This is a genomic window from Clostridium sp. ATCC 25772, assembly GCF_001573875.1.
GTDB lineage: Bacteria > Bacillota > Clostridia > Clostridiales > Clostridiaceae > Clostridium_J > Clostridium_J senegalense.
On sequence record NZ_LFRG01000030.1, the window covers coordinates 1 to 14,135 of the forward strand.

General features: G+C 25.6%; 10 protein-coding genes and 1 other annotated feature. Of the genes, 8 read left to right on the forward strand and 2 right to left on the reverse strand.

Features of this window, described 5'->3' with window-relative positions; all coding sequences use genetic code 11:
* Nucleotides 1–115 precede the first annotated feature (115 nt).
* The 3 genes from AZI32_RS11470 (at nt 116) to AZI32_RS11480 (ending at nt 3,027) form a co-directional block, all read left to right on the forward strand.
* Nucleotides 116–694, forward strand: coding sequence for a C39 family peptidase (locus AZI32_RS11470; RefSeq protein ID WP_061995973.1), 579 nt, complete (start codon nt 116–118; stop codon nt 692–694).
* Between the two features lie 119 nt (nt 695–813).
* A complete protein-coding gene (locus AZI32_RS11475; protein ID WP_061995974.1) occupies nt 814–1,383 on the forward strand; it encodes a 5-formyltetrahydrofolate cyclo-ligase in 570 nt (189 codons plus the stop codon).
* A gap of 357 nt (nt 1,384–1,740) precedes the next feature.
* Entirely contained in the window at nt 1,741–3,027 is a 1,287-nt protein-coding gene (locus AZI32_RS11480; protein WP_061995975.1) for an L-serine ammonia-lyase, iron-sulfur-dependent, subunit alpha, read from the forward strand.
* Between the two features lie 140 nt (nt 3,028–3,167).
* Here AZI32_RS11480 and AZI32_RS11485 read toward each other — a convergent pair whose 3' ends face one another.
* Together AZI32_RS11485 and thrS are read right to left on the reverse strand one after the other, a co-directional pair.
* Nucleotides 3,168–4,595, reverse strand: a complete 1,428-nt coding sequence (locus AZI32_RS11485; protein ID WP_061995976.1) for a Sapep family Mn(2+)-dependent dipeptidase — start codon at nt 4,593–4,595, stop codon at nt 3,168–3,170.
* Nucleotides 4,596–4,904: 309 nt separating this feature from the next.
* Nucleotides 4,905–6,842: a threonine--tRNA ligase gene (gene thrS, locus AZI32_RS11490; protein WP_061995977.1), complete on the reverse strand. Its 1,938-nt coding sequence runs from the start codon at nt 6,840–6,842 to the stop codon at nt 4,905–4,907.
* A gap of 150 nt (nt 6,843–6,992) precedes the next feature.
* Nucleotides 6,993–7,201, reverse strand: a binding site (T-box leader).
* A gap of 235 nt (nt 7,202–7,436) precedes the next feature.
* On the opposite strand from thrS, the gene AZI32_RS11495 reads away from it, so the two are divergent.
* The 5 genes from AZI32_RS11495 (at nt 7,437) to AZI32_RS11515 (ending at nt 14,072) form a co-directional block, all read left to right on the forward strand.
* Nucleotides 7,437–8,762 carry an SH3 domain-containing protein gene (locus AZI32_RS11495; RefSeq protein ID WP_061995978.1) on the forward strand — a complete coding sequence of 442 codons (1,326 nt, stop codon included), beginning with the start codon at nt 7,437–7,439 and terminating at the stop codon, nt 8,760–8,762.
* Nucleotides 8,763–8,874: 112 nt separating this feature from the next.
* Entirely contained in the window at nt 8,875–9,408 is a 534-nt protein-coding gene (locus AZI32_RS11500) for a phosphatase PAP2 family protein (protein WP_061995979.1), read from the forward strand.
* A gap of 283 nt (nt 9,409–9,691) precedes the next feature.
* Nucleotides 9,692–10,492, forward strand: coding sequence for a nitroreductase family protein (locus AZI32_RS11505; RefSeq protein ID WP_061995980.1), 801 nt, complete (start codon nt 9,692–9,694; stop codon nt 10,490–10,492).
* Between the two features lie 156 nt (nt 10,493–10,648).
* The gene (locus AZI32_RS11510) at nt 10,649–12,337 is read left to right on the forward strand and encodes a GGDEF domain-containing phosphodiesterase (protein ID WP_061995981.1); all 1,689 of its coding nucleotides are present in this window, start codon (nt 10,649–10,651) and stop codon (nt 12,335–12,337) included.
* 1 nt (nt 12,338) lies between these two features.
* Entirely contained in the window at nt 12,339–14,072 is a 1,734-nt protein-coding gene (locus AZI32_RS11515; protein WP_061995982.1) for a GGDEF domain-containing protein, read from the forward strand.
* Nucleotides 14,073–14,135 lie beyond the last annotated feature (63 nt).

The window sequence follows — 14,135 nt, forward strand, 5'->3', positions numbered from 1 at the left end:
CTCGCATTTGTTTATATTGCTGCTATTTTTGTTTTATCTAAATAAGTTTTAGATATTTTGTTTTCAGACACGTCCTAATAAGAAAGAAAAAAGTTCTAATTTAAAAAGTAATGTTATGAATGTAGGAATTATAAAACAACTTCCAGAATTAAAAAATGGTTGTGAGGTAACATCAGTAGCTATGATGTTAAATCATTCTGGCATAAAGGTTGATAAAATGACATTAGCAGAAAAGGTGAAAAAAGATAATACTAAAATAGAGTATGATGAAAATGGGAATATAGTCAAATGGGGAAATCCAGATATAGGTTTTGTAGGGGATATAACAGGCGTTTCTTCAGGATATTCTGTAAATCCAATACCTTTATTGGATTTAGTAAATCAGTATGTTAAAGGTATTAACTTAACAAATTTAGATTATTCCTATATTGAAAAATCCTTATCAGAAAACAGACCGGTTGTAGTGTGGGTTACAAGTGATTTTACAAGTCCTCAGATTAATACATCGTGGAAAAATAATGGGGAAACTGTAACAGCGTATTTTAATCAACATGCAGTGTTATTAACAGGATACGATTCTGAGTATTTATATTATAATGATCCGCTTACAGGAAAAGTAAATGATAAAATAGAAAAGGGTAAGTTTTTGAAAATTTGGACAAATACAGGTAGAAAGGCTATAACTTGTGAATAGAAAATTTCAAAATAAAAATAACGTCAATAATTATTGCGTTATTTTTATTTTGAAAAAAGTTAAGATTGCAATTTTAATGTAAAAAATTATAATAAGTTTATTTTTTAGGGGGATTTAAAATGTTAAATAAAAAGGAATTAAGAAAAGAAATTTTGAAATTAAGAGATGGCATAAGTGAAGAAACTAAAAAGATTTATGACAATCAAATATTTGAAAAATTTATAACACATAAAAAATTTAAAGAATGCAAAAATATATTTATATTTGTAAGTTACAAAAGTGAAGTTGATACCCATAAAATTATAAAATATTGTTTTGATAATAATAAAAAAGTTTTTATTCCCAAAGTGAAAAATGCAAATGGTGATATGGGAGCTTTCAAAATAAATTCATTTTCACAGTTGCAAATAGGATATAAAGGAATATTAGAATGTGATGATACTGCTGAAGAAATAGATAAGAATGATATAGAATTAGTTGTAATGCCTGGAGCAGTTTTTGATTTAAATGGGGGGAGAATTGGATATGGTGGAGGATTTTATGATAAATTTTTAAATGATTTAAGTGACAACAAATTTAAAATAGCTCTTGCGTATGATTTCCAGATTTTAAACAAAATTCCAAATGAGGTTCATGATGTAAAACCTAATGTAATATTAACAGATAAAAGAATATTAAAAATAGTTTAGTACAGCTAAAAAAATATAAGTGAAATATTGCATATAATATTTTAAATTATAATTTTGTGTTAATTACTAAAATATAATCAAGTTGAAAAAGTTAGAAAAAAGTAAATATACCTAAGATTGAGTGAGAAAAATGACGAAAAATGAATTCTAATGCTAATATATCTTGTATAAAATACCTGAATTTCACTTGTATTTATTTTGTTTTTTTGATTAAATAAGTTTGTAAAGAATATCAAATTAGCGAACAAAATCTTTAATGGAAAATTTATTATATTTATTATATTAGAATAAATCAAAAATTTATAAATGTAATGAATTTTCAAAAAATAAAATCTACATAATGTAGGGGGAAAGAATATGAATTATAACGAAATAACAGAATTATTAAAAATTGAAGTTGTACCGGCTTTAGGATGTACAGAACCAATAGCAATAGCTATTGCAACAGCAAAAGCAGCAAGCTGTTTAAAAAATGATGTAGAGAAAATAGAATTATATTTAAGTACAAATATAATTAAAAACGCAATGTCAGTTGGAATTCCAGGAACGGGGGCAAATGGAATAGATATTGCAGCAGCTTTAGGGGCAGTTGCTGGTAATGCAGATTTAAAATTAGAAGTTTTAAGAGATTGTACACAAGAAGATGTAGCAAAAGCAAAACAAATGGTTCAAGATAATAAAGTTTCTGTAAAAAAAGCAGATAGAACAGAAAAACTATACATTGAAGCAATTTGTACAAGTGGAGAAGAAACAGCTAAGGTTGTTATAAAATATAAACATACAAATATAACTTTAATACAAGTTAATGGAGAAATAGTTTATTCAAATGAAGAAACACTAGAAGCTCCAAAAGAAGATGGAAAAGAAGACAAGAAAAAATTAACTTTTTCAGTAGCTAAAATTTATGAGTATGCTACAACAGTTCCATTTGAAGATATAAAATTCTTACTAGATGGAGCAGCTATGAATAGTAAAGTTGCAGAAGAAGGACTAAAGCATGAATATGGTCTTAAAATAGGAAAGACTTTAATGGGTCAAATTGAAGAAGGAATATTAAGTGATGATATAATGTCATTTACAATGGCATTCACAGCAGCAGGATCAGATGCTAGAATGTCTGGATGTCCATTACCAGTTATGAGTAGTGCAGGAAGTGGAAATCAAGGATTAACAGCAATATTACCAGTAGTAGCTGTTAGTAAAAAAGTAAATGCTAGTGATGAAACTTTAGCAAGAGGATTAGCTATAAGTCACTTAATAACTTATTACATAAAAAGCCATCTAGGAAGACTTTCAGCACTTTGTGGATGTGGTGTAGCAGCTTCAATTGGAGCTAGTGCAGCTATGACATATATGATGGGTGGAAAATTAGAAAACGTATGTTATACAATTAAAAATATGATAGGTGATGTATCTGGAATGATTTGTGATGGAGCAAAACCAGGTTGTGCATTAAAATTATCAACAGCAGTTGGTTCTTCAGTAAAATCAGCTATACTTGCTACACATGGTATCGAGATTTCTGATAAAGATGGAATAGTAAGTAAAGAGGCAGATCAATCAATAAGAAACTTAGCTACATTAGCTAATAGTGGAATGACAAATTGTGATAACGTAATTTTAGATATAATGATTTGTAAATAATAAAAAGGGCTTAATGCCCTTTTTTATTTATAAAGATTATATATGAATCTAAAAGATTTATTGAGTTACAATGAATTGTATATTATCAATTTTAAAAAATCAAAAGATTCATAAATAAGTTAATATTTATGTTTGTTTCCTTATATTAATGGTTTAGTTTCTTCAAGCATTCTACCTAATGCTACAGAATATATTTCAGTGGCTTTAAATAATTTTTCAAGTGATATAAATTCATTAGCTACATGACAACATTCATCTTCATCATAGAAAACTGGTCCCCATGCAACAGTGTTAGGCATAGCTTTTGCATAAGAAGTTCCATGTCCAAGTGTAAAATCATTTTTTAAACCACTTAATTCATTATAAGTATTTTCCATTATTTGAAGAAATGGCTTTTCTTTGCTAACAAATATAGGAGCTAAGAAATCTAATACTTCAAATGTAGATTTAGTCTCATTTGATATTTTAGTAAATACTTCTTTTAATCCTTCCAGTGTTGTACCATATACAGGTCTCATATTTAAAATAACTGTGCAATGAGAATCATCTTCGTTAACTACTGTTGGAGATATTACATTTCTATGCATATATTCGCCGTCTAAATATTCACTTTCGCTATAAACTCCTAAGCCTTTTCCAAAATAATCATAACAATTTTCAGCTATAAATTTAATTGCATTTCCTCGAGAATTAGAAACAATGCTTAATGTATTAAGGAATTTACCTAACATAACTATAGGATTTATGCTTAAATGTGGGAATGCAGAGTGACCTGAAACACCTTCAGCAACAACTTTTATAACCGATCCATCTTCAGAAAATGTTATTTTAGCATCTTTATTTAAAGCTAAATATTTATTTAATGAATCTTTAAATTTATTTAGATCACCTTTTAATATTGCAGTAGCAACCCCTGGAACAGAGTTAGTAGCATTACCACTTTGAAGTTTTGTAATTTCAAAATCTCCAGTGCAACAAGTGCAAGAAGTAAATTTAAATGCTACATCAGCATATCCTTTTTCTTTATTACAAATAGGAAATTGTCCATCAGGAGTAAATCCGTAATCTGGTAAAGGATACTTTTCTATATATTCATTCATATCAACCCACTCAACTTCTTCTTGAGTACCTATTATAAGTTGAACTTTCTTGTTGATAGGTAAGTTAAGTTTTCTTATAGCATCCATAGCATATAATGAAGAAACTATACAACCTTTATCATCTAAAACTCCACGACCAAATAAAACTCCGTCTTTTTCAACCATTTCAAATGGATTACTATTCCATTTGTCTAAATCATCAGCAGGAACTACATCTATATGAGTTAATATTCCTATAGTTTCAGTTCCGTCACCCATTTCAACAATACCGATTGAGTCATCTAAAACTGTATATGCTTTAAAACCCATTTTTTCAGCTTTACATATAACTGTTTTTAAACATTCTTTAACTTTGGGTAAGTTTTCAGAAACACTAGGTATAGCAACTAGGTCTCTTATATCATTGATTATATTTTCTTTATTATCTTGTAAAAATTTATTTATGTTTTGTATTTCAATATTATTCATAAGTGCCTCCCAAAATATATTTATTTTTTCTAGATTTGTATATGATAAATTTTATCACTATTTTAAATTTACTACAATAAACAGGCAATTCTGCAAAGTGCTATTACAATAGAATATTTAAAAGAACCTCTTAAAAAGATGATTTATCTACTGTATACTTTAAAATGAAACAAAAATTTAAACTAAATTTAAAAAAGTTTAGAAATAGTTAATTAAATTTAAATTTTATTAACTATTTCAATTGAATTATAACATTGTATTGTAATTTAATGCAGAAAAAAGCAACACTGCTAAGTGTTGCTTTAATAATTACTTTTCTTTATTTTCTACTTCTACAGTAATTCTTTCAATAAATGACTTTAATGCTATAGCACCTTCGTCACCATTTTTTCTACTTCTGATGGCTACTTCTTTATTTTCAGCTTCTTTTTCACCTACAACTAGAATATATGGAACTCTTTCATTACGAGCTTCTCTAATTTTATATCCTATTTTTTCAGCTCTATAATCAGTTTCAACTCTTAAGCCATTTCTTTCAAGTTCTTTAGTAACTTCTTCAGCATAATCATGATATTTTTCTGAGATTGGAAGAACTTTAACTTGAATTGGTGCAAGCCAAGTTGGGAATGCTCCAGCATATTTTTCTATAAGCATAGCTAATGTTCTTTCGTAACATCCAATAGAAGTTCTATGAATAATATAAGGATGTTTTTCTTTACCATCTTTATCTATATAAGTCATTCCAAATCTTTCAGCTAATGAGAAATCAATTTGGACAGTTATTATAGTATCTTCTTTTCCGTGAACATTTTTTATTTGAAGGTCTAGCTTAGGACCATAGAATGCTGCTTCACCCTCAGCTTCAGTATAATCTAATTGAAGATTATCAAGGATTTGTCTCATCTTATCCTGAGTTTCTTCCCATTCTTTTGGCTTATCTATATATTTAGCCTTGTTGTTTGGATCCCATTTAGAGAATCTATAAGTTATATCTTCTCTAATTCCTAAAGTATCTAACATATAGTTAATTAAATCGACAACTTCTCTGAACTCATCTTCTAATTGGTCAGGCCTTACAGCTAAATGTCCTTCAGAAATTGTGAATTGTCTTACACGGATAAGACCATGCATTTCTCCAGATGACTCATTTCTAAATAAAGTAGAAGTTTCGTTGTATCTTAAAGGTAAGTCTCTATAACTTCTCTTTTTAGCTTTATAAGCCATGAATTGGAATGGGCAAGTCATAGGACGAAGAGCAAATACTTCATCATCTTTTTCTTCATCGCCTAAAACAAACATACCATCTTTGTAATGATCCCAATGTCCAGAAATTTTATATAAATCACTTTTAGCCATTAAAGGAGTTTTTGTTAATAAATAACCTCTTTTTTGTTCTTCATCTTCAACAAATCTTTGAAGTAATTGTACAACTCTAGATCCTTTTGGTAATAAAATAGGAAGACCTTGGCCAACCGGTTCGGAAGTTGTAAATAATTCTAATTCTCTACCAAGTTTATTGTGATCTCTTTTTTTAGCCTCTTCAAGTGCCTCAATGTGAGCGTCTAAGTCTGATTTTTTAGTAAATGCAGTTCCGTATATACGAGAAAGCATTTTATTTTTTTCATCGCCTCTCCAGTAAGCTCCTGCAATTTTAGTAAGTTTAAATGCTTTAACTGGTTTTGTTGATAGAAGGTGTGGTCCTGCACATAAGTCAACAAAATCACCTTGTTTGTAGAATGATATAACCTCGTTTTCAGGAAGGTCTTTAATTAATTCTACTTTATAAATTTCTCCAGATTCCTCCATTAATTTTATAGCTTCATCTCTTGGAAGTTCAAATCTTTCAATTTGTAAGTTTTCTTTAACGATTTTTTTCATTTCAGCTTCAATTTTTTCTAAATCTTCAAAGGTAAATGGTTTTTCAACATCAAAATCATAATAAAAACCATTATCTATAGAAGGCCCTATTGCAAGTTTTGCAGAAGGATTTAATTTCTTTACAGCTTGAGCTAATATGTGAGAAGCAGTGTGTCTAAATGCATCTTTACCTTCTTGAGAATCGAAAGTTAATATATTAAGTTCACAATCTTTATCAACTATATGACGTAAATCAACTACTTCGCCGTTAATAGTTGCTGCACAAGCAACCCTTGCTAATCCTTCTGAAATATTTTTAGCTATATCTAAAACAGATAATTCATTTTCAAATTCTTTTATAGATCCATCTTTTAAACTAATTTTTATCATACTAAATTCCTCCTAATTCAATTAATGATACAAAATAATGACTTATTTTGTTAAGTAATAAAATAATTTTCGATTTTATTATTATGTAGAAATAAATTTATTTATAATTTATTGATTTTAAATAAAAAAACTCGTCCCTTTCTTAAAAAAGAAAGGGACGAGTATAAACCCGTGGTTCCACCCAATTTGCCTATAAAAATAGACCACTTTATTACTAGACTTGTAACGGAGTCTACCGGACTTTATTAGAGTCACTCAGAGGTGGTTTTCAACTAAATTCCATTTAAGAATACTTTCAGCTAATGTATTCTTTCTCTGAAAATGTATCGATAGTCTACTGTCCTCGTCATAGTATTAAACTTTTTAATATTATAACATTAAAAAATATTATGTCAATATTAATAAAGAAAAAATATGTTAGAAATATATAAATAGTATATTACTATTTATATATTATTATATATCCTAATAGGTTACTAAGTAAAGAGATTTAATAAGTATTTGTTTTATAAGTATAACCAGTAATGTATAAAAATATAATATATTGTAAGTGTATAGTAAAGTAAGAAAATAGAAAGAAGGGGGGAAGGTTGCATGGAAAAATATTTTAATTCAACTATTCCAGAAATAACTTATGAAATGCTAAATCCTGACTTTTGGATAAGGCATAGTGAGACATCATCTAGAATAATAGGGTGTTATGACAAAATTGAAAGTTTTAACAATAAAAGTATGTCAGACAATCATATAAAGGATGTATTTGACCTTAAGATTCAATACACTAAAAATGAAGTGAAAGATATAATTTTATCTATAAGTGTTCCTATAAAAAAAGAAATGTATAGAAATGGTTTAAAATTAAAGGAAGAGGATATAAAAAAATTAGAAACAAATTTGGATATTGATAAAATATTGTACAATTCAGTAGTTAAATATGGAATGATAACTTATAGAACTGTTGTAAAATCTTATCCTACAGATGATAAATTATTTGATAATGAAGAAGAGTACATCATAGATAGGTTAATGGAGTCAGCAATAAATATATGTGAACCTGTATTAGTATTTCATGAAAGTTATGATAAAGAGTGGTATTTTATTCAAAGTTATAATTGCAAAGGGTGGGTTAGAAAAAAATATTTAGCAATTGGGAGCAAAAAGGATATAGAAGAATACGCAAAATCTAAGGATTTTTTAATTGTAACAGGTAGAAGAATTTATACAAATTATAATCCAATAGATAAAAGAACAGCGTTAATTCCTATAGATATGGGTGTCAAATTAAGGCTTGTAGAAAAGAATTCTATACCAAATGAAGTAGATGATATGGATGTTTTAGCGAGCTATGTAATTTATTTGCCTGTAAGAAATGAAAAAGATGGAAATTTAGAACTTGTAAAAACATTAATACCTAGATGTGCTGATGTAAATATCGGATTTTTATATTATACTGAAGAAAATATAATAAAACAAAGTTTCAAGTTTTTAGGTGAAAGATATGGTTGGGGAGGAGATTTTTTTTCAAGGGATTGCTCAAGTTTAGTATTAGATGTGTTAAAAACTATGGGAATATATATGCCAAGAAATACTTCAAAGCAATCAGAGGAAAACTTAGGCATTGTAAAGAAAATGAATGATTTACAAATGAATCAGAAGAAAAAATTTTTAGATTGGCTACACCCAGGGAGTATACTATATATGAAAGGACATGTGATGATTTATTTAGGAAAATATAATGAGGAATATTATGTTATTCATGACACAATAGGATTTTATGTATCTTCCATATGTAAAACAAAAACTGGAGATTTAAAATATATTAAGGCTAACGGTGTAACATTAACTCCGATGAGTATAGCATATACAACTTCAGGACAAAATTATATTAATGCCTTAATAGCATCGAAAATTTTTATATAAAATGGCTTATAAAAATATATGATTTATAGAAATATAAAAAAAATTTTGATATAATTCATATTAAAACAATAGGCTTAATTAGTAAAAATTTGAAAAACGTTAGGAGATAAAAATGAGAGAAAAAATACACTCCATAGATAAAAATATAATAGATTTTATTTATTATAAACTAAAAAATCCTATTTTGGATAAAGTTATGCCTTTTATTACTCATCTGGGCGATGGAGGGTTAATTTGGATTATAATATCAGCCCTATTAATAGTTAAACCCAAATATAGAAATTTAGGTGTGTTATGTTTAATGTCTTTAGCATTAAGCGTTTTATTAACTGAAGGTATAATAAAAAATATAGTTGAGAGAGTAAGACCTATAATTAGATATCCAAGAGAAAATCCTTTAGTTACAATACCTAAATCATACTCTTTTCCATCAGGACATACATCATCATCTTTTGCTATAGCAACTGTACTTTTTATAACATTTCCATATTTAAAGCTAGCATCACTTTTATTAGCTTTTATGATAGGGTTTTCAAGAATATATCTATATGTACATTATCCAACAGATGTTTTTGTTGGAATGATAATTGGAATTTTAAGTGCAGTTATAGTTCTTATAACCTATAAAAATATTTTAATATATTAATTTAAAGTCACTGGCTAAATAATAATCAGTGGCTTTTTATAATATGAAAATTTAAAATTTAATTGAAAATAAAAATATATTGCAAAAATAAAAAATTCAGGAGACTGTGTATTAAGAACAAATTTCAAAATAGTAAATAATATATAATAAAAGGAATATTTTAAATATTGAATCTATCTGATTAGTGAATAGATGATATTTTTTCTTGTTTTGTAAGAATTTTAAATATATACATTATTAGAGTTAATAGAAATATTAAAGAGTACAGGGGGAGGTGAGGGATATGTTAGATTTAGATATTGACTATGAAAAATTTAACAATGCTATTTATAATAGAAAATCTATAAGAATTTATGAGGATTTAAAATTAGATTATGAGGATGAAAAATTTATTTTATATTTGGAGAATTATATAAATAGTTTAAGTTGTGGAATAAAGGTAGAAGTGGTTTTTGAGAAAAATAGAAATAGAGATATTTGTAATGATATAATTGGAGCATATGGGAAAATTAAAAATTGTAACGGGTATTTTACATTAATAGGAGATAAACATAAAAATTTCATAGAAGATTATATAGGGTATTTAGGTGAATATATAATCTTAAATTGCACTTCAAAAGGTATAGGAACTTGCTGGATTAGCGGTAATTTTAAAAGAACTAGTGTAGTTGAAAATTGTAGTATAAAAAAAAGTGAAAATATATATTCAATAATTTTATTTGGATATGAGAATAAAAAAGAAAATACAAGTAAAAGAGAAAGAAATTCTCTAGAAACTTTAATAATAAATAAAAAATTAAGTGAAATAAAATCAAGACAAGTTCTTGATGCAATAAATGCAGCAAGACTAGCGCCATCATTATTAAATAGACAACCTTGGAGATTCGAAATATTAGAAAATGGTATAAAGATTAAAAGGGATAGAGATATTGTGAAATCTAAAAAACTTATAAGAGGAAAAAGAATGGATATAGGAACAGCTATTTTTCATATTATAGTTTCTTTAGGGGTTAATAATATAGAACCTAAAATTATATTGTCAGAATGTGAAGATGTCATAGCTGTAATAAATTTTAAAATATAATAAACAATATATAAAAAAAGCTGCCTTATGAAATGGCAGCTTAGGTTTTTTGATTATGGCAGAATTTTAAAATTGTGTGAATCATATAAAGTAATCTAATAAAAATGGCGAAATATAAAATATTAAGAAGTTTTAAAAATGAGGGAGTAAGTAGATGTGAGAAATCAAAAGAAGTATATTAAAATAATTGCTTTACTTTTCATTATGTTTTTAACTAGGTGTTTAACATATCTAAATTTATATAATATATGTGGAGATTCTAATGCAACTTTAAAAACTTTTCACATAAAAACAATTCAATATATATCTTATGTAATATTACTTTTTATAATATATTTATATTGTTGTCATGAAAATAATATAAATAAAAAGAATACATATAAAAATAATAAGCTTTTAATAATACTTTCAACTGTAAGGTTTGCGTTATTTTCAATAATATATCTTATTTTAAGTAAATTTTATACAAAATATCTAAATCTAAATATATACGTTAGTACTATTATAATTTTTTTTATCATTTCAAGAAACTTTCATATAAGAAAAAAAAACAAACTGCTTTCTAAGAAGTTAGATTTAATTTATAAAAAAGACAATTTAACTAATATATATAATTTTAATGTTTTTGAAAAAATAATTTTTTCATGGAATAAGCCTTACACTATATTTTTTATAAATGTAAAAAAATTAAAAGATATAAATGATGTTTACGGACATGGAGTAGGAAATGAGATTTTAATACAGGTTGCTAATTCATTAAAAAAATTAAATACATATGAAAATGTAAAAAAAGCGTATTGTAGATATAATAGTGATAAATTTTTATATGCTATTGATACAACAGACAGTAATTATATAAAAAATGTATTAGATGAATTATGTTTGAATAAAAGTGTTTGTTGTAATGATGAAAAAATTGAGTTAATTTTTGAATTAAATGTAGGATATGCAATAAATGAAGATGAAGATTTTGAGACTATAATAAATAATAGCGAACTAGCTATGTATTATGGAAAAGAAAATAAACTAAATAATCCTGTAGAGTATTCGCAAGAGTTAAAGGAAAAATACTCCAATATTAAAGATTTAGAAAAAGATTTAGATAATGCTATAGAAAATGGTGAAATTGCAGTTGTATTTCAACCCAAAATCTGTGCTATAACAGAAAATGTTAAAGGATTTGAAGCTTTAGCTAGATGGAATCATAAACATAAAGGATTAATATTTCCTAATATATTTATAAAATTAGCTGAAGAAAGCGGTAAAATACACAAAGTAGATTTATGTATTTTGAAAAAAGCCTGTGAATTTGAAAAAAAATTAGAAGGATTGAATATATATAATACCTGTTCTGTAAATTTTTCAGTAAAAACATTACAAGAAGAAGACATAGTTAATATAGTAAATGATATCATAATAGAGACCGGTGTAAAAAAAGAAAATATAATAATAGAAATATTAGAAAATATAGATTTAAATCATAACAAATTGGTATTAGATAATATTAATCAATTAAAAAAATTAGGGTTCAAAATTTCAATAGATGATTTTGGAACAGAATATTCATCATTAAATAGAATAGCACAAGTTCCATTTAATGAATTAAAAATTCCCAAAGACTTTATAGATATAATATATAGTGACCGTCAATTAAAAGTATTAGAGTCTGTAATATTTATGGCAAAGCTTTTAAAAACAGATACAGTAATTGAAGGGGTAGAGACTGAGTATCAATACAAATTGTTTAAAGATTTAGGATTTAATTTAATACAAGGATATTATTTTTCAAAACCATTAAAAGAAGATGAATATATACAATGGATAAGAAACTATATGAGGAGATAGTATGAAATTTCGAAGGTTAAAAGTTTTCTTTATAAGTTTTCTTTTAGTAATATTTTTAAAAAAAATTAATGTAATAGCTATGGAAAATGTAGAAAATTTTATTGATCAAATTGGAAAAACAAATAATTATGATGTTGCTAAAATGATTGATTATTGTGAAAAAATGTTAGATGAAAAATCTACAAAAAAAAATGATAAGCTTCAAGCAAAGATTTATTTTAGTCTTGTTTATTTAAATAGATTAGAATTAAATTATGATGATGCATTAAAATATGTTGATATTGCAAAATATTATTTAATACAAGAAAAATATTATGAAGAATTAGTAGATTTATATGGTATGGCCTCTAATATGACTTCAGCAAAAGAAGAATTTAAAATGTCTAGTTATTATGCTTATGAATCTTTAGAAGTATTAAATAAAATACAATTAAAAGATAAAAGGGAAAAATATAAAGAGGATAGGGTAGCTGTAAATTATCTTATGGCTACGCTAATACAACAATTAAACGCGCCAGAACATGCTAAAGAATATTATAATGTAGGACAAGAATTAGAAAAGGAAAACAAAATAGATAGGTATGACATATATACAAGTTTAGCCTTTTATAATTATTATAATAAAAATTTTCAAGAAGCTGAAAAGTACTTCGCTAAAGCTTATGATAAATACCTAGAATTAAAAAATGAATATGATGTTGATTTTAGAAATCAACTATTATTAAATTTAGTATATTCCCAAATAGAATTAAAAAAATTTGATGAAGCAGAAAAAAATTTAAAGATTATAGAAAATAGTCTGAATGATTCTATAGATTTAATTGAGGTAGGAAAAATAAACAACGCTTATGGAAATTTATATTATAATAAAAGTGATTATGACAAAGCATTAAATTATTATTATAAGGCTTATAATAACTTGAAAGAAAAATCTGTTTTAAAAATGTCAAAAGATATAGTAAATAGACTTATAAAAATATATGAAATTAAAGGGGAAAAAGAACAAGAGCTTTATTGGCGTCGTAATGGTGAACTTTTAGATGAAAATAGTAATGATAATGAAAATGGTATTGTAATTGAAATTATAGAAAAAATTCATAAGGATAAATATAGAGAAATAAATAATAATAAAAAATTTATATATAATTTACAGGTAGGGTTAATATTTTTTATATTAACTACAATAATACTAATACTCACATTATTAATATCTGTACTATATAGTAGAAATAAAAAAAGGGAAAAGGTAAATTTAATTTTAAAAGAAAAAATAAATAAAGATCCTTTAACGGGAGCTTATAATAGAGAATATTTTAATAATATAGTAAGTACTTATGATGAAAATAAAAAACAATGTATTATAGCTATTTTAGATATAGATGATTATAAAAAAATAAATGATTCTTATGGACATTTATTTGGAGATTACATTTTAATTGAATTGGTGAAGGTTATAAAAAAAATATTAAACAAAAAAGATATTTTAGTGAGATATGGTGGAGAAGAGTTTTTAATAATAGTAGAAAAGAAAAATTTAATGGATATAAGTCCATTAGAAAAAATAAGAAAAGAAATAGAAGAATATAGCTGGAAAGAAAATGTTGAGATAACAGTTACAATAGGGGCTGCTAAATATGATGGAAAAAAAAGTGTCACGGATACAATATTACTAGCTGATGAATTGTTATATAAAGGGAAAAATAGTGGAAAAAATGTAGTTATATATGAAAAATAATTATATTAGTATAATTTCTTATAAAAAACAAAAGTTATTAATAAAAGAATTTATAGGAGGGTA